The following is a 21,957-nucleotide window of genomic DNA, read 5'->3' as shown; positions in this document are numbered from 1 at the left end:
GAGTTACGGCGGTCATGGCGGAGGGGAAACGCCCGGTCACATTCCGAACCCGGAAGCTAAGCCCTCCAGCGCCGATGGTACTGCACTCGTGAGGGTGTGGGAGAGTAGGACACCGCCGGACAATCTTTCGTCAGGGCCACCCCATCCGGGGTGGCCCTGACGCATATCCCCACCCGCACCCCGTCGCGTCCCCCCACCCTGTCCCGTGGGTCTGGGGCGTATCCCCGCTAGTGGATCCCCATTGGACACCGATACGCCCTAGATCGGCGCGGTGGAGAAAGGCGCGGTGGGGAGAGGGCGCGGGGGGCAGGGGGCGGGTTAGTCGCGGGTTTGCATGCCTTCGCGGAGCTTGCGGAGGAGGTTTGCTGCGGTGGGGACTGGTCGTCCCGGGAACATCGCCATCACTACGCTGCCGTGGTCGGCCCAGCCGCACACCGCGAAGTCGCCGCCTTCGCCGTTGGTGCTGCCGCACTTCATCACGCCGCCCAACTCGCCGGCGGGCACCTCACGCAGACCCGTCACCTTGCCGGTCTCGTCGGACATCAGCTCGAAGAGGCTGTCCAGGTCCCGCTCGGGTTGCCAGAGCAGGGTGGTGCCTCCGAAGATCAGCACCGACCGCTTGTCGTCGGCCGGATCGCGGTAGACGGTGCCGAAACTGTGGTCCAGCTCGATGTCGGCGGCCAGGCCGCTGCGAAGGTAGTCCGCGGTGCTCTTCGCCCGCTCGCTGTCGTCACGAACGAGGCCTGTCACCCGGTCCGGTGAACTCACCTGGGTGTCCTTCTGCTGGTTCACCCGCCAACCGCCGACACCCAGCACACCCGCACCGGCCACGCCGACGAGCAGAGCGGCCGCCCAGCCGATCCGACGTCGCCGGGACCACCCGCCCCGCGGCTCGTCGGGATCGACCCCGGGATCGCGGGTGCTGAGCTGGATCGGCTCCTCGGTCAGCTCAACCGGCTCGCGACCGTCGTCGAGCGGGCGCTCGGTGAGATGTGCGTCGGACATAGCCGACACCGTACGCGAATGGCAGGTGGCGCACGTCGGGTCCGGCGAAGGCCTCCGTAGACTTTCCCAGGTGACCGACAGACTCGACGCCCGACGCCCCGATGCCCCCACCCTGGCCGGCCAGTACCAGCCCGGCGAGGTAGAGCAGCGACGGTACGAGCAGTGGGTAGCCGCCGGGCACTTCCGTGCCACCGCCGACAGCGAGAGGCCGCCCTTCACCATCGTCATCCCGCCGCCGAACGTCACCGGCTCGCTGCACATGGGTCACGCGTTCGAGCACACGCTGATGGACGCGCTGACCCGACGCAAGCGGATGCAGGGCTTCGAGGCGCTCTGGCTGCCCGGTATGGACCACGCCGGCATCGCCACCCAGAACCTGGTCGAGCGGCAACTCGCCGCCGAGGGGCTGTCCCGGCACGATCTGGGCCGGGAGAAGTTCGTCGAGCGGGTCTGGCAGTGGAAGGCCGAGTCCGGTGGGGCGATCCTGGGGCAGATGCGGCGCCTCGGCGACTCGGTCGACTGGGACCGCGAGCGCTTCACCATGGACGAGGGCCTGACCCGGGCCGTCCAGACGATCTTCAAGAAGCTCTTCGACGAGGGCCTCATCTACCGGGCCAACCGGATCATCAACTGGTGCCCACGCTGCCTGACGGCGCTCTCCGACATCGAGGTCGAGCACACCGACGACGACGGTGAGCTGATCTCCATCCGCTACAGCGACGAGGTCGTCGTGGCCACCACGCGGGCCGAGACGATGCTCGGCGACACCGCCGTGGCCGTGCACCCGGACGACGAGCGGTACCGGCACCTGATCGGCACCGAGGTCGAGCTGCCTCTGACCGGCCGCCGCATTCCGATCGTCGCCGACGCCCACGTCGATCCGTCCTTCGGCACCGGCATGGTCAAGGTGACCCCGGCGCACGACCCGAACGACTTCGAGATCGGCCAGCGCCACGACCTGCCCGCGCTGACCGTGATGAACGAGCGCGGTGTGATCACCGTCCCCGGACCGTTCGAGGGACTGGACCGGTTCGAGGCGCGGCCCGCGATCGTGGCCGCGCTGCGCGAGCAGGGCCGGATCGTGGCCGAGAAGCGGCCGTACGTGCACGCGGTCGGGCACTGCTCGCGGTGCAAGACGACCGTCGAGCCGCGGCTGTCGCTGCAGTGGTTCGTCAACACCGCGCCACTGGCCCAGGCCGCCGGCGACGCGGTGCGCGACGGCCGGGTCGCCATCGAGCCGGCCGAGTTGGCCAAACGCTACTTCGCCTGGGTCGACAACATGCACGACTGGTGTATCTCGCGTCAGCTGTGGTGGGGGCACCGGATCCCGGTCTGGTACGGCCCGCAGGGCGAGATCGTGTGCGTCGGCCCGGACGAGCAGCCGCCCACCGGCGACGGCTGGCGGCAGGACGAGGACGTGCTGGACACCTGGTTCTCCAGCGCGCTCTGGCCGTTCTCCACCCTCGGCTGGCCCGAGCAGACCCCGGATCTGGCCAAGTTCTACCCGACCAGCGTCCTGGTCACCGGCTACGACATCCTCTTCTTCTGGGTCGCCCGGATGATGATGTTCGGCCTGTACGCGATGGACGGCAAACAGCCGTTCGACGTGGTGGCCCTGCACGGCATGGTTCGCGACGAGCACGGCAAGAAGATGTCCAAGTCGTTCGGCAACGTGGTCGACCCGCTGGACTGGATCGACCGGTTCGGTGCGGACGCCACCCGGTTCACCCTGGCCCGGGGTGCCAACCCCGGCCAGGACGTGCCGGTCAGCGAGGAGTGGTGCCAGGGCTCGCGCAACTTCTGCAACAAGCTGTGGAACGCCACCCGGTTCGCGCTGATGAACGGCGCGCACACCACGGGCGACCTGCCGCCCGCCGAGCAGCTCTCGACCGTCGACCGGTGGATCCTGTCCCGGCTGGCGCACGTCACCGCCGAGGTCGACGAGCAGTTCGAGTCGTACGAGTTCGCCAAGGTGTGTGACCTGCTCTACCACTTCGCCTGGGACGACGTCTGCGACTGGTACGTGGAGCTGAGCAAGCCGGTGCTGGCCGAGGGCGGTGAGCGGGCCGACGCTTCCCGCCGGGTGCTCGGGCACGTCCTGGACCAGCTGCTGCGGTTGCTTCACCCGGTCATCCCGTTCGTCACCGAGGAGCTGTGGCTCGCGCTGACCGGTGGCGAGACGGTGCAGAGGGCCGCCTGGCCGGTCGCCGACCGGGCGCTGGTCGACGACGTCGCCGAGGCGGAGCTGACCAGCGTGCAGCGGGTGATCACCGAGATCCGCCGGTTCCGTTCCGACCAGGGGCTACGCCCGACGCAGCGAGTGGCCGCCCGTCTGGACGGCCTGACCGGGGCCGGCATCGCCGCCCACGAGCCGCTGATCCGCTCGCTGGTCCGGCTGGACCCGGTCGGCGAGGACTTCCAGGCCAGCGCCACGCTGGCCATGCCCGGCGCGGTCGGTGTCGCGTTGGACACCCGGGGGTCGATCGACGTGGCCGCCGAGCGGGCCCGGCTCACCAAGGACCGCGCGGCGGCCGAGAAGGAGGTCGCGCAGGCCCGGGCGAAGCTCGACAACCCGGCCTTCGTCGGCAAGGCCCCGGAGCCGGTGGTCGCGAAGATCCGCGACCGGCTGACCACCGCTGAGGCAGACCTGGTCCGGATCGACGCTGCTCTGGAGACGCTTACCTCGTGACCGACCATACCGATTTCACCACCGCCGAGGCCGAGCTGGCCGCTCGTGGCTTCACCCGCATGGTCTTCGAGCTGGATCGGATCGAGTCGTTGCTCGATCTGCTCGGCAGCCCGCAGCGGGCGTACCCGTCGATCCACCTGACCGGCACCAACGGCAAGACCTCCACCGCGCGAATGATCGACTCGCTGCTCCGGGCGTTCGGGCTGCACACCGGCCGGTACACCAGCCCGCACCTGGAAACCGTGCGGGAGCGGATCAGCCTGGACGGCGAGCCGGTCAGCGAGGAGCGGTTCGCCGCGGTGTACCGGGAGATCAAACCGCTGGCCGAGCTGGTCGACGCGCGGTCGGACGAGCCGCTGACGTACTTCGACATGACCACCGCGCTGGCGTTCGCCACGTTCGCCGACGCGCCGGTCGACATCGCGGTGGTCGAGGTGGGTCTCGGCGGCGCCGAGGACGCGACGAACGTCATCCAGGCGGGGGTCTGTGTGATCACGCCGATCGGCCTGGACCACACGGAGTGGCTCGGCGACACGCTGCAGGACATCGCGTTGGCCAAGGCCGGCATCATCCACCCGGGCGCCACCGTGATCACCGCGGCGCAGGAGGAGGAGGCGGCGCAGCCTCTCCTCGAACGAAGCGCCGACGTCGGCGCCACCCTCGCCCGGGAGGGCACCGAGTTCGGCGTGCTGAGCCGGGCGATCGCGGTGGGCGGTCAGGTGCTCAGCCTGCAGGGGCTCGGCGGCGTCTACGACGAGGTGTTCATTCCGCTGCACGGCGCGCACCAGGCGCAGAATGCGGCGGTGGCGCTCGCCGCCGTCGAGGCGTTCCTGGGTGCCGGCGCCCGGCGGCAGCTCGACATCGAGGCGGTGCGGGAGGGCTTCGCCGCGACCAGCTCCCCGGGCCGGCTGGAGCGGGTGCGTAATGCCCCGACAGTGCTGCTGGACGGCGCGCACAACCCGCACGGGATGACCGCGACGGTCAAAGCCCTCCAGGAGGAGTTCGCGTTCAGCAAGCTGGTGGCGGTGCTGGGGGTGCTCGCCGACAAGGACGCCGCCGGCCTGCTGGAGCTGCTGGAGCCGGTGGTCGACCAGTTGGTGCTGACCACCAACTCCTCGCCCCGGGCGATGCCGGCGACGGAACTTCAGGCGCTGGCCGTCGAGGTCTTCGGCGAGGACCGGGTGGAGGTGGCCGAGGAGATGCCGGACGCCATCGAGTTGGCGGTGGCGCTGGCCGAGGAGAACGTCCCCGGTGAGCTCAGCGGGGTCGGGGTGCTGGTCACCGGGTCGGTGGTGACGGTGGCCGACGCACGTCGGCTGCTGAAGCGATGACCGGCCCGGAGCGGGAGCCCTCAGCCCCCGAATTCCCGCCCACCGATCCGCCCACGGCCGAGCAACCCGCGGCCGATCAGCCCGCGGCCGATCAGCCCGCGGCCGATCAGCCCGCGGCCGAGCAGCCGCGGCGGTCCGGCCTGCGCAACCCGGAACGGGCGGTGCGCGGCCTGGGCGCCGGGACGCTCAGCCTGGAGGCGCTGGTGCTGGTGCTGGCCATCCAGCCGATCCGGGTGGTCGGCGGCGACCTGGGCGGTGCCGCGATCGGTGCCGTGGTGGCCCTGGCGGTGGTCGCGATCCTGCTCGCCGGCATGATGCGCCGCCCCTGGGCCTGGCACGGCGGCACCGTGCTCCAGGGCCTGCTGCTGCTCGCCGGGCTGCTGCACTGGTCGCTGTTCGCGTTGGGCGTCATCTTCGCCCTCGTCTGGGCGTACGCGCTGCACGTCCGCCGGGTCATCCTCGGCTGAACGCCGCCGGGCCGGCCGTGCGGAGCGGGCTCAGGCGTCCGCGCGCTCGCGCCACTGGGTGAGGGCGATGCCGTGGCCGTCCGGATCGCGGAACGCCGCCGCCCACACCTCCAGCCGGGTGCCCCGGTTGACAACGCGAGGTGCGTAGGTGAAGCGGACGCCTGACCCGCGCAGCCGCCCGTACGCCGCCTCGATGTCGTCCACCTCGAGGTTGACGTGCACGAGTCGGCGGCTGATCGGCGCGGCGCCGGTCACCTCGCGCAGCACCAACCGGGTCGTGCCGGAGGCGAGTACCGCGTTGCCGGCGCCCTGGTCGACCTCGCTGAAGCCGAGGACGTCGCGGTAGAAGTCGAGCGACCGGGACAGATCGGTGACCAGCAGGGTGAGGCCAACCCCACTGATCGGGCCGGCCGGGTCCGCGGCCGCCGACGCGCCGTACCCGAAGATCGCCTCGTCAAGGTCCTCGGCGGTGACCGGCTCGCGTGCCGCTCCGGGCGGGGTGGGATCGTCCAGCGGCAGGTCGAGCGGGTCCAGGGGGTCCGTCGCGAACGGGCCAGACCGTTGCGCGGGAGGTTGCTCGAAGCGTTGCGGTGCAGGAGGGTCGAACCGCTCCTCGGCCGGCGGCGCGGGCTGGTCGTCCTCCGGCTGGTCGAAAGGGCTGGTGTCGGCCTGGTCGAAACGCTCATCGGCGGGCGGACGCGGCGCGGGAGTGGCCCGCCGGGGCAGACCACCGCCGGCCTGCTGCTCGACCAGGACACCCTCCAGCACCACCGGGCCGCCCGGGCTCTGGTGCACCACCACCGGCTCGCGTTCCTCGGGTGCCACGCCGAGGTCGTCGCGCAGTGGGTCGGAGTCGACCGGATCGCGGAAGGGGTCGCCGCCGCGCGGGTCGCGAAAGGGATCGCCGCCGCGCGGAGCCCGGAAGTCGTCCCGGAAGTCGTCGTCCGGCGCGCGATCCGCCCACGGCGGCGCGTCCTGCTGGATGAGCACGTCGTCGAGGGCTTCCGCGTCGGCGAACTCCGGCGGCAGGTCGGCCACGGCCGCGGCCGTCTCGGCGTGGGTCAGCACCTCGTCCCAGAGGACCTTGACGTGCCGCTGGTCGTCCAGCGCGACGCGGATCGGCAGGGTCTGCCCCAGCGACGGCCACTTGGAGACCGGCACCCGCGGCTCGATGATCTTCTTGGAGCGCGGGGGCAGCCCGGGCGCGTCGATCACCAGTTGCAGCTCACAGCGGCCGAACGCGTACTGGGTGGGTGGTTCGGAGGCGCTGTGCACGTGCCCGACGCCGACCACCCAGGTGCGCCCACCGCCACGCACGGTGGCCAGGGCGATCGCCAGCACCAGCAGCGCGACGCCGAGCGCCACGATGGCCCAGCTGGTCATGCCGAGCCCGAAGAGGACGACGAACGCGGCCACGGTGCCCAGCACCGTGCCAATCAGCTTGCGTACCGGCGCGATGGGTCGGTTCCCGCCATTCGCCACAGTGGACCTCCCGGGGTCAGGGCCAGGCTAGGCCGGATCGGCCACCGGGGGGAAGACCGGCCGCCGCGCCGGCGCCGGGACCGGGTCGCTAGGCTGACCGTACCGATCCCGAGCGTCCAGCGCTTACAGGAGGAACCCAGCGTGTCCAGCAACAGCCCGGTTGAGCGCAGCCTCGTTCTGATCAAGCCGGACGCGGTCCGCCGCGGCCTGGTCGGCGAGGTCCTCTCCCGCTTCGAGCGCAAGGGGCTGCGAATCGACGCGATGGTGTACCGGACGATGGACGCCGCCCTCGCCGACGAGCACTACTCCGAGCACGTCGACAAGGCGTTCTACCCGCCGCTGAAGGACTTCATGACCGGCGGCCCGCTGGTCGCCCTGGTGCTCTCCGGCGACCAGGTCATCGAGGTGGTCCGCGGGCTGGTTGGCGCGACCGACGGGCGCAAGGCCGCCGCCGGCACCATCCGGGGCGACCTGTCGCTGTCCAACCGGGAGAACCTGGTGCACGCCTCCGACTCTGCGGACAGCGCCAAGCGCGAGATCGCGCTCTGGTTTCCCGACCTCGGCTGAGGGGCGACAGGCGGCCCCCAGCAGCGTCGGCCGGTGCGCCTGGAGCGCACCGGCCACTTTTGCAGCCCGGGGGTCAACCTGCGTACGCCGTGACAACCGGCCGCTGTGTCCCCGGTCGTGCCGGCCGGGACGGCCCAGGAGGACGTCAGCCGCGGGCGGCCGGGACAGTGTCCGCCAGCACCTCGCGCGGGCGGGGGGTCAGCTCTACCTCGGTGGCCGTTTCGGCGCCAACCGTCGGGCCGGCCTGCCCGGCGCTGTCGCCACGCGGCCCGCGCCGGGTCACCCGAGCGGCCAGCTGGCGGCCCACCTCGATCATGGGTAGCTCGACCCACCGGTAGAGCACGTCCGCGACGATCAGCGCCACCACCACGGCACCGAGGAACACGGCGGTGCTGCGGCGCCCCATCGCGGGCAGCAGCCCGATCGCCACCCGCGCGGCGATGGACTGGATGAGGTACATCGAGTACGACCGCTCCCCGACGAAGACCAGCGGACGCAACCCCAGCCCCCGGGCGAGCACGCTGCGCGAGAGCAGAGCCGGCAGCAGTAGAGCCGCGGCGGCGGCGTAGCTGCCGATCAGCGCCTCCTGACCGAACCGGACCGGCCAGTACTGCACGGCCACCTGGAAGGCGACGAAGACCACGATCACGGCGGAGGCCGTCACCGGGTGGGTCAGCGGACGAACCAGTGCGAACCCTCGGGGGTGGTGCATGACCACCGCGGTCAGGCAGCCGAGCAGGATCGCCACGTAGTGGATCGGCCAGCTCAGCCACGCGATGTCCGGCGGGATGAGCGCGATGAAGAGCACGAGCAGGCCGACGGTGACCGCCAGCCGGCGGCGGAAGACAGCGGTCACCAGGACGAACGCGATGGCTGGCCAGAACAGGTAGAACTTCTGCTCGATGCCGATCGTCCAGGAGTGCAGGTACGGCGCGTTCCCCGGCAGCAGTTCGTTGATGAACAGCAGGTAGTACTTCATCAGGTGTTCGATCGTGTCGGCGCTGCCGCTGAGCCGGGCCAGCCCCCAGGTCAGGAAGAGCACCAGCAGGTAGACCGGCATGATCCGGAAGAACCGCCGCAGGTAGAACGCGCGCAACGAAACCTTGCCGTACCGGTGTTCCTCCCGCAGCAGCAGAGTCGTGATGAGGAAGCCGGAGAGCACGAAGAACAGGTGTACGCCGATCCAGCCGGTCAGCCACTTCCAGGACGGGCCACCGTAGTGGAACGCGAAGACCATGACGGCGGCCACCGCCCGCAGCCCGTCCAGGGCGGGAAACCGACGCATGGCCTGAAATTCGTCGTATCGAAGCGAACGCACCGGCGAAGTCTGCGCGAGCGCGTCACCCGGGTCAAGCCGGCCGGACATCCGGCGTTCTCACTCCTGTTACCGGGAGCGCCGATCGCGGCCATGTCCTGCCGGACGCGTTTAGTCGGCGGCGCGGCGGTGGGCGGGTCGAGTATCGTTGGGCACCGTAAGGCGATGACCCGGCCATCACCGGTGAGCCTCCGGAAGAACAGCCGGGCAACCGGCCCAGTAGAACCGGACGGGTGCGGCCCGTCACAGCCGGCAATGAGCGGGCGGTCGATCGTGACCGCCAAGCGGGGTGGTACCGCGGACCGCCCGGGAGCGCCGTTCCAGGCGTACCCGGAAGGTTCGTCCTCGCAGACCCACGTTGAGTGAGCTGCGAGGAGAGCGACCCCCGATGGCCTATCCACTGCACGACCCGACCGCCGCCGGTGTTCCGGCGAGCCCGGACCTGCCCGCGGTCGAGCGCCGGGTGCTGGAGCACTGGACGGCCGACAAGACCTTCGAGGCCAGCGTCGAGGCCCGCCCCGCCGGGACGGACGGCAAGAACGAGTACGTCCTCTACGACGGCCCGCCGTTCGCCAACGGCCTGCCGCACTACGGTCACCTGTTCACCGGGTACGTCAAGGACGTGGTGCCGCGCTACCAGACCATGCGCGGACGGCACGTCGAGCGTCGCTTCGGCTGGGACTGTCACGGCCTGCCCGCCGAGGTGGTGGCCGAGAAGCAACTCGGCATCACCAGTAAGGCGGAGATCATCGATCTCGGCGTGGCCCGGTTCAACGAGGCCTGCCGCACCTCGGTGCTGGAGTTCACCCAGGACTGGGAGCGGTACATCAACCGGCAGGCCCGTTGGGTCGACTTCGCCAACGACTACAAGACCCTCGACCTGGACTACATGGAAAGCGTCATGTGGGCCTTCAAGACCCTGCACGACAAGGGTCTGATCTACGAGGGCTTCCGGGTCCTGGCGTACTGCTGGCGCTGCGAGACGCCGCTGTCGAACACCGAGACCCGGATGGACGACGTCTACCGGGACCGACACGACCCGACGTTGACCGTGTGGTTCGACCTGACCGCCGACGAGGGCGCGCCGGAGCTGGTGCGCGGGCCCGTCCGGCTCGGTGTCTGGACCACCACGCCGTGGACCCTGCCGTCGAACCTGGCGCTCGCCGTCGGCCCGGACATCGAGTACGCGGTGCTGGAGCGTGCGGGTCAGCGGTTCGTGGTGGGCGCGGCGCGGCTGGCCGCGTACGCCAAGGAGCTGGAGGGCTACGAGCAGGTCGGCAGCGTGTACGGCCGGGACCTGGTCGGACGCCGCTACACGCCGCTGTTCGACTTCCTCGTCGACCAGGCGGGTGAGAACGCCTACCAGGTGCTCGGCGCGGAGTTCGTCACCACCGAGGACGGCACCGGGATCGTGCACCTGGCCCCGGCCTTCGGCGAGGACGACCAGAACGTCTGCAACGCCGCGGGCATCCCCACCATCGTCACCGTCGACGACCACACGCGGTTCACCGCCCTGGTGCCGCCCTACCAGGGTGAGCAGGTCTTCGACGTCAACAAGCCGGTGATCCGGGAGCTCAGGGAGCGGGGGGTGGTGCTGCGGCAGGACACCTACACCCACTCGTACCCGCACTGTTGGCGCTGCGACACCCCGCTGGTCTACAAGGCGGTGTCGTCGTGGTTCGTCGCGGTGACCCGGTTCAAGGACCGGATGGTCGAGCTGAACCAGCAGATCAACTGGACGCCGGAGCACATCAAGGACGGCTCGTTCGGCAAGTGGCTGGCCAACGCCCGCGACTGGTCGATCAGCCGGAACCGGTTCTGGGGCTCGCCGATCCCGGCGTGGCGCTCCGACGACCCGAACTACCCCCGGCTCGACGTCTACGGCTCGCTGACCGACATCGAACGGGACTTCGGCGTACGCCTGACCGACCTGCACCGGCCGGCGGTGGACGACCTGGTCCGCCCGAACCCGGACGACCCGACGGGCCGGTCGATGATGCGCCGGGTGCCGGAGGTGTTGGACTGCTGGTTCGAGTCCGGGTCGATGCCGTTCGCCCAGGTGCACTACCCGTTCGAGAACGCGGACTGGTTCGAGCACCACTACCCGGGTGACTTCATCGTCGAGTACATCGGGCAGACCCGCGGCTGGTTCTACACGATGCACGTGCTGGCCACGGCGCTGTTCGACCGGCCGGCGTTCCGCAACTGCCTGAGCCACGGCATCCTGCTCGGCTCGGACGGGCGCAAGATGTCCAAGAGCCTGCGCAACTACCCGGACGTCTACCACGTCTTCGACGCGTACGGCTCGGACGCGATGCGGTGGATGCTGATGTCCTCGCCGGTGCTGCGCGGCGGCGACATGGCGGTCACCGAGACGCTCATCCGGGACTCCGTCCGGCAGGTGCTGCTGCCGCTGTGGAACGTGTGGTATTTCTTCTCGCTCTACGCCAATGCGGACGGGTACCAGGCGCGGCGGCGCACCGACTCCACCCACCTGCTCGACCGGTACGTGCTGGCGAAGACCAACGAGCTGGTGTCGACGGTCGGCGCGCAGATGGACGCGTACGACATCTCGGGTGCCTGCGCCACCGTCCGGTCCTACCTGGACGCGCTGACCAACTGGTACGTGCGCCGCTCGCGGGACCGGTTCTGGTCCGGCGACGCCAACGCGTTCGACACGTTGTCGACCGTGCTGGAGACGCTGTGCCGGGTGGTGGCGCCGCTCGCGCCGCTGACCGCCGAGGAGATCTGGCGTGGCCTGACCGGGGAGCGGTCGGTGCACCTGACCGACTGGCCGGAGGCGAGCGAGTTCCCGGCCGACCACGACCTGGTCGCCGCGATGGACGCCACCCGGGCGGTCGCCTCGGCGGCGCTGTCGCTGCGCAAGGCCAAGGGGCTGCGGGTGCGGCTGCCGCTGTCCAGGCTGACCGTGGCCTCGCCGGTCGCGGAGCAGCTGCGCCCGTTCGCCGACCTGGTCGCCGACGAGGTCAACGTGAAGGCGGTGGAGTTCAGCGCGGAGCTGTCCGAGTACTGCCAGCAGGTGTTGAGCGTGGTGCCCCGGGCGCTCGGCCCGCGGGTCGGCAAGCAGGTCCAGCAGGTGATCAAGGCGGTCAAGGCGGGCGAGTGGGAGTTGGTCGACGGCGCCCCGGTGGCGGCCGGCGTCACCCTGGCCGAGGGGGAGTACGAGCTGCGCCTGGTCGCCGCCGACGCCGAGCACTCCGCGCCGCTGCCCGGTGGTGAGGGCGTGGTCGTGCTGGACACCGAGGTCACCCCGGAGTTGGCGGCCGAGGGGTTGGCGCGGGACGTGGTGCGGGTGGTGCAGCAGGCCCGCCGGGACGCCGACCTCAACGTCTCGGACCGGATCGCGGTGTCGGTTTCGGCGTCGGAGGAGGTGCGCGCGGCGGTGGCCGCGTACACCGACTTCGTGACCGGGGAGGTGCTGGCGGACTCCGTCGACTTCGCCGAGGGCGTCGACGGCTTCGTCGGCGAGGTCGGCGACGGCGACCGGGTGACCGTCGTGGTCCGCCGGGTGTGAGGTGGCCCGGGGACGGACGGGTCGAGCTCGGCCCGTCCGTCCCCTGAGGTCTGGGACGCCGCCGGCCCGCTCCGGACGGGGTGCGGGCGTCGGCTAACGTGACACCGCCTGCGCAACACACGACCGCCGGAGGACCAGTGCCCCTGCTCTACACCATCGGCAAGCTCACCGTGGCGCCCACGCTGCGGTTGGCGTTCCGCCCGACCGTGGAGGGGCTGGAACACGTGCCGGAGACCGGCGGCGCGGTCTTCGCCGGCAACCATCTCTCGGTTGCCGACGAGTTGTTCCTCGGCACGGTGGTGCCGCGGCACCTGGCGTTCTGGGCGAAGTCGGAGTATTTCAAGGGCACCGGCGTGAAGGGTGCGATCTCCAAGTTCGTTCTCACCGGCCTGGGCGCGATCCCGGTCGAGCGGGCCGGCGGAAGGGCGGCGCTGTCCGCGTTCGACGCGGCCATTCCGGCGCTCAGGGGCGGCGACCTGGTGGTGGTCTACCCGGAGGGCACCCGCTCACCGGACGGCAAGCTCTATCGAGGGCGGACCGGCGCGGCCCGGCTGGCGATCTCCGCCGGCGTGCCGATCATCCCGGTGGGCATGATCGGTACGGACAAGGCGCAGCCGATCGGTGCGCGGCTGCCCCGCCCCGGCACCGCCAAGATCACCGTTCGGTTCGGCAAGCCACTGGACTTCACCGGCCGGCCCGATGACCGCACCTCGCTGCGGCAGATGACCGACGAGCTGATGAACGAGATCCAGAAGCTCACCGGCCAGGAGTACGTTCCCCGCTACGCGCCGCCACGCGCCCACCCGGACCCGACCCGCGACGCCTGACCCGGCCCCGCCTCGCGACCGGCCGGGTTCGGGCCGAGGTCAGGGCGGGCCGTCGCCCCGGTGTTCCTCCTGGTCGATCACTCGGTCGACGTCGGCCAGCCGATCGAGGCGACTCATCGGCTGGGCCATCCTCGCGTTCCCCGGGATCCGGTCGCGGTTACGGGCCAGGAAGGTCCAGTAGCCGGCGGTGAACGGGCAGGCATGCTCGCCGAGACGCTGCTTCGGGTCGTAGCGGCAGCCGCCGCAGTAGTCGCTCATCCGGTTGATGTAGGCCCCGCCGGAGACGTACGGCTTGGTGGACATCCGGCCCAGGTCGGCGTACTGGCTCATGCCCACCACGTTGACCGTCATCACCCACTCGTACCCGTCGACGAAGCTGCGGTGGAACCAGTCGACCAGCTCCGCCGGCCGCCAACCCCGTTGCAGCGCGTAGTTGCCGAGCACCATGAGCCGTGGGATGTGGTGCACCCAGCCGTGGTCGCGCAGGTCGGCGAGGATGTCGGACAGGCAGTGCGCCCGCACGGCGTCGGCGTCGAGGTCGTGGAACCAGTCGGGCACCGACCGGCGGGCGGCCAGCTCGTTGCTGGCCGGGTAGTCGGGGCCGAAGTACCAGTACAGGTTCCAGACGAAGTCCCGCCAGCCGATGATCTGCCGGACGAAGCCCTCGACGCTGGCCAGGGGCACGTCCTGCCTGCGGTACGCCTGCTCGGCGCCGCGGACCGCCTCCAGAGGGTCGAGCAGCCCCAGGTTGAACGACGACGACAGCATGCTGTGCGCCATCCACGGGTCGGTGGAGAGCATGGCGTCCTCGTACGGGCCGAACTGCCCCAACCGGTGCTTGAGAAAGTGCCGCAGCCGGGCCCTGGCCTCCCTACCGGTGGCCGGGAACCGCCGCGGCCCGTCCCGGCCCACGAACCGGATGCCCTCCCGCTCCCACCGGTCGAGGTCGGCGCGGACCTCGGCGTCGATGTCGTCCTCCCGGGGCATCGGCGGTGGTGGGACGTCCAACCGTTGGACGTCCTTCGGCGGGGGCTCCCGGTTCTCGGTGTCCCGACTCCACCGCCCGCCGACCGGCTCGTCGCCCTCGACGAGCACCTGGTGGTGCTGGCGCGCGAACCGGTAGAACGCCTCCATCCGCAGCGCGCCGCGCCTTCCGTCGGCCCAGGCCGCGAAGTCGTCGAGGCCGGTCACGAAGCCGCGCGGCGGAAGCACGGTGACCTGGTCCAGACCCTCGACGAATCGCAGCGCGGCCTGCGAGGTGGGATGGCAGACGTCCAGCGGCTCGCGAATCCTGCGCAGCGCGTCGGCGTACGTCTCGGTGCGCAGGAAGGTCGCCTGGTCGCCGAGCTCGGCGGCCCGGTGCCGCAGCGCGGAGAGGACGAGGTGTGCCTTCTGCCGGTGGAAGGCTCGGCGACGGAAGACCGCCTTCGACTCGATCAGCAGGACCGGCTGGTGCCGGTCGTCGAGGAAATGCGGACCCAGCTGATCAGCGAAGAGCCAACGCCGTGACACAGGGCTGATTGTCCCCCGAAGACGGCGGCCCGCCATTCGAAGCGGGAAAGCTCAGCTCTGCTGCTCGGGCGTGATGATCTGGCTGCGCAGGGTGTTCAGCAGGGCGCCGCTGTCGGCGACGGAGAGCCGGGTGAACACACCGGTGGCGATACTGCCGTGGTCGACCGAGGTGCAGACCACCACGGCGTTGCCGCCGGAGCGGCCCTGCGCGCAGCGTTCGTGCCGGCCCCGTACGCCGGTGTCCACCGTCTCGGGAGTGTCCAGCGCGTAACGCTCGCGGAGCCTGGTGATCTCGGCATCCGCGTCCTCCTCCGGGGTGAGCCGGAAGCCGGTGCCGCCGAAGACCGTCACCCGTTTGCCGTCCGCCGTGGCGTAGACGCCGGCGAAGGTGTCCTCGGCCAGCCAGTGCTGCTGGCGTACCTCGTTCTCCAACTGGCGGGCGGTCTCCGCGCTGCGGTCGTCCTGGCGCAGGCTCAGGTCGGCCACCTGCCCGGGCAGTGCCGCTCGGGCCGGGTACTGGGCCGAAATCGGAAACCCGTAGTAGGCCGGGCAGCCGCAGCAGCAGACCAGGGTGAGCAGCAGCACCCATGGCCAGCGGCGACGCCGACGGACCGTGACCGGAACGTACCCCTTGGGGGGTTGCCAGTCCGGCGGCGGTGTCACCGGCGGGGGCGCGGCGGAGCGCCGGCCCCGGCGCTGCCTGGGCACCACGGGCGCGGGTGCCGGTGGGGTCGGCGTGGTGGGCCGAACGGCCGGCGGTAGTGGGGCGGCCGGCGGCGACACCGGATGCGGACCGACCGGGGGAGCAGGCGGACCGGACCACTGCCGGGTCGCCGGCGGCGCCGGGTAGGGCAGCGTCGGAGGCAGCGGGGGCAGCTCGACGTGCGGCACGTCCCAGCTGCCGGTGTCCACGCCGGCCCACGGGTCGACCGGGGTCCGGTGCTCGGGCGGTTCGTCCGGCGGAGGCGGGGCAGGGGTCGGCTCGGCGGACGCACCCCAGGCCCGCCGCCGCGGCAGCGGAGGCGGCACCGGCGCGGACCCGCTCCATCGCGGGGCTGCCTCCGGCTGGTCCGAGGGTTCCGGCTGGTCCGAGGGTTCTGGCTGGTCCGAGGGTTGCGGCTGGTCCGAGGGTTCCGGCTGGTCCGACGGTACGGGTGGGGAGGTCGGCTCGTCGGCGACCGCCGGATCCCGGTCCGGCTGCGTGCCCGGGGTGCTCCCGTCGGCCGGACGGCCTGCTCCCGGCTGGGGCTCCGGCATCGCGGCAATCTCCTCTCGCGCCGGTCCGAGGCTAGTACCGCGCCGCCAGCTCCGCCGACCGGGCGTCCTGGCGGCGTCCGCGCGGCCACGGACGGGCAGGCGCGTACCCTTGGGCATCATGAGTGCCCCGTCCACGACGCCGCGCGCGGCCGCGACCGATTCTCGCGACGACTCCAGCTCGGGGCGTCCGACGCCGCGCCGAAACCTGGAGCCGTCGGTCTGGCCCCTGCTGGAGCCGCTGCTGCCCCAGGTCACCAAACCCATCCAGTACGTCGGTGGTGAGCTGGGCGCGGTTGTCAAGGACTGGGACGCGGCGACCGTGCGCTGGGCGCTGATGTATCCCGACGCGTACGAGGTGGGCCTGCCCAACCAGGGCGTGCAGATCCTCTACGAGGTGCTCAACGAGCTGCCCGACACCCTCGCCGAGCGGACGTACGCGGTCTGGCCGGACCTGGAGAGCCTGATGCGCACGCACGGCGTGCCGCAGTTCACCGTCGACGCGCACCGGGCGGTCCGCGACTTCGACGTGTTCGGCATCTCGTTCTCCACCGAGCTGGGTTACACCAACCTGCTCACCGCGATCGACCTGGCCGGCATTCCGATGCTGGCTGCCGACCGCACCGACGCCGACCCGGTGATCGTGGCCGGTGGGCACGCCGCGTTCAATCCGGAGCCGATCGCCGACTTCGTCGACGCCGCGGTGCTCGGCGACGGCGAGGAGGCGGTCCTGGAGATCACCGCGATCGTCCGGGAGTGGAAGGCCGAGGGCTCGCCCGGTGGCCGCGACGAACTGCTGCTGCGGCTCGCCCGCACCGAGAGCGTCTACGTGCCGCGGTTCTACGACGTGGACTACCTCCCCGACGGCCGGATCCAGCGGGTCGTGCCCAACCGCGCGGACGTGCCGTTCCGGGTGCACAAGCGCACGACGATGGACCTGGACGCCTGGCCGTACCCGAAGAAGCCCCTCGTTCCGCTCGCCGAGACGGTGCACGAGCGTTACGCCGTGGAGATCTTCCGCGGCTGCACCCGGGGTTGCCGCTTCTGCCAGGCCGGCATGATCACCCGGCCGGTGCGGGAACGGTCGATCACCACGGTCGGGCAGATGGTGCGCGAGGGGTTGGAGTTCTCCGGCTTCTCCGAGGTGGGCCTGCTGTCGCTCTCCTCGGCCGACCACTCGGAGATCGGCGACATGTGCTCGGGCCTGGCCGAGCAGTACGCGGGCACCAACGTCTCGCTGTCGCTGCCCTCGACCCGGGTGGACGCGTTCAACATCGACCTCGCGCAGGAGCTGTCCCGCAACGGGCGGCGTACCGGCCTGACGTTCGCCCCGGAGGGCGGGTCGGAGCGGATCCGCAAGGTCATCAACAAGATGGTGTCGAAGGAAGACCTGATCCGCACCGTCGTCACCGCGTACAGCAACGGCTGGCGGCAGGTGAAGCTCTACTTCATGTGCGGCCTGCCCACCGAGACCGACGAGGACGTCCTCGAGATCGCGGACATGGCGCACGAGGTGATCCGGGCCGGTCGTGCCGCGACAGGTTCCAAGGACATCCGCTGCACGGTCTCCATCGGCGGGTTCGTGCCGAAGCCGCACACCCCGTTCCAGTGGGCGCCGATGGAGCGCCCGGAGGTCATCGACCACCGACTCAAGATCCTCAAGCAGGCGATCAACTCGGACCGGTCGCTGGGCCGGGCGATCGGCTACCGCTACCACGACGGCGAGCCGTCGCTGATCGAGGGCCTGCTCTCCCGGGGCGACCGTCGGGTCGGCTCGGTGATCCGCAAGGTGTGGGAGAACGGCGGCCGGTTCGACGGGTGGAGCGAGCACTTCTCCTACCAGCGTTGGGTGGACGCGGCGGCCGAGACGCTGCCCGCCTTCGGGGTGGACCTCGACTGGTACACCACCCGCCGGCGCGACGAACTGGAGGTCCTGCCCTGGGACCACCTGGACTCGGGCCTCGACAAGGACTGGCTCTGGCAGGACTGGCAGGACTCGCTCAGCGAGTACGAGCAGGACGACTGCCGGTGGACGCCGTGCTTCGACTGCGGGGTCTGCCCCTCGATGGACACCGAGATCCAGATCGGCCCGACCGGTAGGAAGCTCCTTCCGCTCACGCCGCTGGGCGGCAACGGCATGAAGGTGCCGACGGGCGGTCACTCCGCCTGAGCGCGGGGCGGTTCCAACAGCCGCAGCCCTCCATGATCGACACCTCGCCCACCGGGTCCACCCGGTGGGCGAGGTGCTGTCGGAGGAGGCGTCCGCAGCGGCGCCGATGACATCGACAGCGCTGGTTGGGAGATGACGGCGCTCGGGGCTGCCGTTACGTGGCGTCACTCGATACGCTGAGTCTGACATGGACCGACCTCGCGGTCGGAAAACGGGGGAGGAAGCGCATGGCTGGCATCACGCCGCCGAACACCGGCGATCTGCACGTCAGCGTTGAGGATCTGGACGCCGCGGCAGCGTACGTCGAGCGCCTCAAGCAGTATGTCGACGACACCATCAGCTACGAGATGGAGCGCGTCAAGGAGCGGATGAAGGGCGACAGCAACAACGCCCAGACCGTTCCGAACGGCACCCCCTTCGGGGCGTACGAGGACGCCCGGATGCAGTGGCAGGCGCTGACCCGGTCGACGGTCAACATGGAGGCGCACCTCACGTCGCTCTCCCAGAAACTCGCCGCGCTCAAGAAGGGCACCGAGGACATCGCCAAGGCGTTCCGCGACACCGAGGCACGCAATGCCGCCAACGGATCGGAGATCGAGCGGCTGCTGGAATCTGCGGCTCCGCCACCTCCTGCCGGCGGCGCGCCCACCTACCCGTACACGGCCTGAAGGGGGACGTCATGGCTGGAGGAACCTGGGAGCAGTGCGTCCGCGAGGTGACGCTCTCCGCGGACCCGGAGACGGTCGGCTCGGTCGGGGTGGGGTGGAGCAACCTCTCGTCCGGCCTGGGCTATCTGCGGGACGCGCTCGTCGGCCGGTCGTTCGTCGGGCCGATCCTGCCGGGCACGGAGCGCCCGCACACCGGCGGTCTGCCCGCCATGCTCGCCGGCTGGAAGGGCAGCGGCGGTGACGCGTACCGCGAGCACCTGGGCGAGATCGGCAAGCAGATCGAGGATCTGATCACCGACGCCGGCAACGTCAGCGGGGCGTTGTCACGGATCGAGGGTGACATCCGCAAGGCGGTCTCCACGATCCCGGTTCCCCTGATGGACGACTTCGGCTTCAACGAGTGGAGCCTGCCCAACGGCACCGAGCTGGACGACGCCCGCGACGGCGAGAGCACGTCCGGCTTCCTCGCCGCGCTCCGCAAGGACTACCAGAGCAACCCCGCGTCGTACGCCGACGGCGCGTTCCGCGACAAGGCCGACGACCTGGAGGCGACCATGAAGGTCGACGGCCAGGCGGGTGACCAGAAGCGGGGCGGCTGGTGGGACACCAAGTCCCACCTGGACAACTGGTACCGCGACAACCAGAACGCGGCCACCACGGCGATGTCGCCGCTGCCGGTGGCGGTGGTGACCGAGCGTCCCAAGCTGACGCTCGCCGCTCCGAACCGAGGCGGGGCGGACGACTTCCGCCCCGAAGACCGCAACCCGCCGCTGGGACGACCGGACATCGGTGGTGGTGGCGGTTCCGGCATCGGCGGTGGCGGCGGTTCCGGCATCGGCGGCGGCCCGTCGATCGGCAGCAGGCCGCCGGGCATCGGCGACATCGGAGGCCCCACCTCCGGCGGCGGCCCGTTCTCCACGCCGGCCACCGGTGAGTTCGGCGGGGGCGGGTCCTCGTCCGGCGGCTCGAGCCAGTTCACGCCCTCACTGTCCGGGTCCGGTTATCCCGGTGGCGACGATGGCTACAGCAGCGGTCTGGCCAGCGCCGCGCCGAGCGGCGTCGGCAGTCTGGGTGGCCTGGGTGGCGGCCCCGGCGTCGGCGGTGCCGGTCTCGGCGGCGGGCTCGGCGGTGGATCCGGTCTCGGCGGTGCCGGCGGCGGGATCGGCGGTGGCGTGGGCTCGGCCGGCGGGATCGGTGGCGGCGTGGGCTCGGCCGGCGGGATCGGCATGGGCGGTATCCCCGGCATGGTGGGCGGCGGCAACGGCAAGGTCCCGCCCATGACGAGCGCCGCGGCCGCGTTGCGTAACGCCGCGGGCGCCCCGGGCGCGGGCGCGGGAGGCGCGCGTGGCGGGATGGCCGGCGCGGGAGTGGCAGGTGGCGGCATGATGGGCGGCCAGGGCGGCGCCGGGCACGGCGGCACCGGCTCCGACCACTCGTCGTGGTTGACTGAGGACGACGATCCGTGGGGCTCCGGTGACGGAGCGTCCCCGGGCATCCTGCGATGAGGACGGACGGATGAGGGTGAACGTCGGGGCACGTCGACCGATCACGTCCTGCCTGGTGGCGGGGCTCCTGGTGCTGGGGGCTGCCCAACCGGCGGCTGCCGCGCCCCGGCGCGCCGAGCAGTGGTATCTGGACGAGCTCCGGATCGACCAGGCGCACAGGCTGTCGACCGGGCGGGGCGTGGTCGTGGCGGTGATCGACAGTGGTGTCGACGCCACGCATCCGGACCTGAAGGGCCAGGTGCTTCCCGGCGGCCGCAGCTACGGTGCCGCCGGCGACGGACGCGCCGACGAGGACGGCCACGGCACGCACATGGCGGGCATCATCGCGGCCACGAATGCCAGCCGCGACGGCGTGGACGGCATCGCCCCCGGCGCGAAGATCCTGCCGATCAAGCTGCGGCAGGGCTCCGGAGACAACCCCCCCGCCGTGGTCGCTCTCGGCATCCGGATGGCCGTCGACGGCGGCGCCAAGGTGATCAACCTGTCCCAGGGTTCGCCGGGGTTCGCCGGCGCCGACGAGGAGAGTGCGATCAAGTACGCACTGGACAACGACGTCGTGGTGGTCGCCTCCGCCGGGAACACCGCCAGGGGCAGCACCGACGTGGACAGTCCTGCCAACGTTCCCGGGATGGTCGCGGTGACCGGGACGACCCGGGGCGGCACCTTCTGGTCCGGCTCGGTCCAGGGGCGGGCCGCGGTGATCGCGGCGCCCGGCGACAGCATCTTCAACATCGGCCCCGACCAGGGCTACGGCTGGGGCGACGGCACCTCGGACTCCGCGGCGATCGTCTCCGGTCTCGCGGCGCTGATCCGCTCGAAGTACCCGAACCTCGACGCCCCCAACGTGATCAACCGGATCATCCGGACCGCACGGGACGCCGGTCCGTCCGGCCGGGACCCGCAGTACGGCTTCGGCCTGATCGACCCGGTGACCGCGCTGAGCGCGAACGTGCCGCCGGTCACCGCCAATCCTCTGCTCGATCCGGCCGCCGCCAACCCGGCACCCGCCCAGACCGCGGATGCGGCCGACGAGTTCGACGTCACCAAGCACGGCGACCGCGGCGGCCCCACGGACCAGCAGGTCATGGTGATCGTCATCGGCGTTGCCGTGGCGCTCGTGCTGCTGCTGGGGCTGGCGGTCTTCCTGATCTTCAACCGGCGTCGGTACCGCCGCGAGGCGAGCAGATCGGTCGACGTACCGGAGGACCTGCTCGACCAGCTGCCTCCCGGCGGCTACGTCCCGCCGGGCGCCTATCAACCGCCCGCCCCGGCCGACTACGCCCCGCCACCCGGTTACGCCCCGCCACCCGGTTACGCCCCAACGCCCGGGTACCCCCCACCGACCGGTCACGCCCCGCCTCCGGGAGCGCCGCCCGCGCCGCCGGGAAGCGGCAGCGGCAACCGGTCCTGATCGTGATGGCCGGCCGGTGACCTGCGTCGCCGGCCGGCCATTGGCGTTCCGCGTCGGGTCACCAGGGTCCGAGCGACCGATTTGACCCCGTTTCGTCAGGCCGTTCGGCGGCCCCGGCTGCGTACCGTCACGAGCCCTGCGCCAGGATGGACCGGACACGCAGGTCCACCCGAGGAGCCCACGATCGCCAGAAAGCCTCAACCCGAGGGCGGCCAGGCG

General features: G+C 71.3%; 15 protein-coding genes and 1 rRNA gene. 11 read left to right on the top strand and 5 right to left on the bottom strand.

Translation table 11 applies throughout. The annotated features are described in order from the left end of the window. The first annotated feature begins 4 nt into the window (after nucleotides 1-4). Nucleotides 5-121: ribosomal RNA gene (rrf, locus tag ACLJN9_RS12765) — 5S ribosomal RNA — on the top strand. A 197-nt stretch (nucleotides 122-318) separates the two neighbouring features. On the opposite strand, the gene ACLJN9_RS12760 is transcribed toward rrf, so the two are convergent. Continuing rightward, on the bottom strand, nucleotides 319-1,005 hold the full coding sequence (locus tag ACLJN9_RS12760) for a hypothetical protein (protein WP_410811429.1): 687 nt from the start codon (nucleotides 1,003-1,005) through the stop codon (nucleotides 319-321). 70 nt (nucleotides 1,006-1,075) lie between these two features. On the opposite strand from ACLJN9_RS12760, the gene ACLJN9_RS12755 reads away from it, so the two are divergent. From ACLJN9_RS12755 to ACLJN9_RS12745, 3 genes are read left to right on the top strand one after another with little or no spacing between them, the layout of a single operon-like run. Further along, nucleotides 1,076-3,694, top strand: coding sequence for a valine--tRNA ligase (locus ACLJN9_RS12755; RefSeq protein ID WP_410811428.1), 2,619 nt, complete (start codon nucleotides 1,076-1,078; stop codon nucleotides 3,692-3,694). Next, nucleotides 3,691-5,025 (top strand): bifunctional folylpolyglutamate synthase/dihydrofolate synthase, encoded by a 1,335-nt coding sequence (locus ACLJN9_RS12750; protein WP_410811427.1) that lies wholly within the window; start codon nucleotides 3,691-3,693, stop codon nucleotides 5,023-5,025. The genes ACLJN9_RS12755 and ACLJN9_RS12750 overlap by 4 nt, the downstream gene beginning before the upstream one ends. Beyond that, nucleotides 5,022-5,492, top strand: coding sequence for a DUF4233 domain-containing protein (locus ACLJN9_RS12745; RefSeq protein WP_410811426.1), 471 nt, complete (start codon nucleotides 5,022-5,024; stop codon nucleotides 5,490-5,492). The genes ACLJN9_RS12750 and ACLJN9_RS12745 overlap by 4 nt, the downstream gene beginning before the upstream one ends. Nucleotides 5,493-5,522: 30 nt before the next feature. On the opposite strand, the gene ACLJN9_RS12740 is transcribed toward ACLJN9_RS12745, so the two are convergent. After that, on the bottom strand, nucleotides 5,523-6,974 hold the full coding sequence (locus tag ACLJN9_RS12740) for a VOC family protein (RefSeq protein ID WP_410811425.1): 1,452 nt from the start codon (nucleotides 6,972-6,974) through the stop codon (nucleotides 5,523-5,525). A 141-nt stretch (nucleotides 6,975-7,115) separates the two neighbouring features. On the opposite strand from ACLJN9_RS12740, the gene ndk reads away from it, so the two are divergent. Next, nucleotides 7,116-7,541, top strand: coding sequence for a nucleoside-diphosphate kinase (ndk, locus tag ACLJN9_RS12735; RefSeq protein WP_410811424.1), 426 nt, complete (start codon nucleotides 7,116-7,118; stop codon nucleotides 7,539-7,541). A 145-nt stretch (nucleotides 7,542-7,686) separates the two neighbouring features. Here the strand turns inward: ndk and ACLJN9_RS12730 are convergent, their stop codons facing one another. After that, nucleotides 7,687-8,859: an acyltransferase family protein gene (locus ACLJN9_RS12730; RefSeq protein WP_410811423.1), complete on the bottom strand. Its 1,173-nt coding sequence runs from the start codon at nucleotides 8,857-8,859 to the stop codon at nucleotides 7,687-7,689. A 385-nt stretch (nucleotides 8,860-9,244) separates the two neighbouring features. On the opposite strand from ACLJN9_RS12730, the gene ileS reads away from it, so the two are divergent. Then, entirely contained in the window at nucleotides 9,245-12,391 is a 3,147-nt protein-coding gene (ileS, locus tag ACLJN9_RS12725; protein WP_410811422.1) for an isoleucine--tRNA ligase, read from the top strand. 137 nt (nucleotides 12,392-12,528) lie between these two features. Then, a complete protein-coding gene (locus ACLJN9_RS12720) occupies nucleotides 12,529-13,218 on the top strand; it encodes a lysophospholipid acyltransferase family protein (protein ID WP_410811421.1) in 690 nt (229 codons plus the stop codon). 39 nt (nucleotides 13,219-13,257) lie between these two features. Here ACLJN9_RS12720 and ACLJN9_RS12715 read toward each other — a convergent pair whose 3' ends face one another. Beyond that, entirely contained in the window at nucleotides 13,258-14,730 is a 1,473-nt protein-coding gene (locus ACLJN9_RS12715) for a cryptochrome/photolyase family protein (protein WP_410811420.1), read from the bottom strand. 51 nt (nucleotides 14,731-14,781) lie between these two features. Continuing rightward, nucleotides 14,782-15,759: a hypothetical protein gene (locus tag ACLJN9_RS12710; RefSeq protein ID WP_410811419.1), complete on the bottom strand. Its 978-nt coding sequence runs from the start codon at nucleotides 15,757-15,759 to the stop codon at nucleotides 14,782-14,784. Nucleotides 15,760-16,105: 346 nt separating this feature from the next. On the opposite strand from ACLJN9_RS12710, the gene ACLJN9_RS12705 reads away from it, so the two are divergent. The 4 genes from ACLJN9_RS12705 to mycP all read left to right on the top strand — a co-directional run bounded on the left by ACLJN9_RS12705 (nucleotide 16,106) and on the right by mycP (nucleotide 21,738). Continuing rightward, on the top strand, nucleotides 16,106-18,154 hold the full coding sequence (locus ACLJN9_RS12705; protein ID WP_410811418.1) for a TIGR03960 family B12-binding radical SAM protein: 2,049 nt from the start codon (nucleotides 16,106-16,108) through the stop codon (nucleotides 18,152-18,154). A 227-nt stretch (nucleotides 18,155-18,381) separates the two neighbouring features. Then, nucleotides 18,382-18,822: a hypothetical protein gene (locus ACLJN9_RS12700; RefSeq protein WP_410811417.1), complete on the top strand. Its 441-nt coding sequence runs from the start codon at nucleotides 18,382-18,384 to the stop codon at nucleotides 18,820-18,822. Nucleotides 18,823-18,833: 11 nt separating this feature from the next. Further along, nucleotides 18,834-20,327, top strand: coding sequence for a hypothetical protein (locus ACLJN9_RS12695; RefSeq protein ID WP_410811416.1), 1,494 nt, complete (start codon nucleotides 18,834-18,836; stop codon nucleotides 20,325-20,327). A 10-nt stretch (nucleotides 20,328-20,337) separates the two neighbouring features. Beyond that, entirely contained in the window at nucleotides 20,338-21,738 is a 1,401-nt protein-coding gene (mycP, locus tag ACLJN9_RS12690) for a type VII secretion-associated serine protease mycosin (RefSeq protein WP_410811415.1), read from the top strand. Nucleotides 21,739-21,957: the final 219 nt, after the last annotated feature.

Source organism: Micromonospora sp. 067-2, assembly GCF_046549295.1.
Classification (GTDB): domain Bacteria; phylum Actinomycetota; class Actinomycetes; order Mycobacteriales; family Micromonosporaceae; genus Micromonospora.
This window is presented reverse-complemented; position numbering and strand designations above follow the sequence as displayed.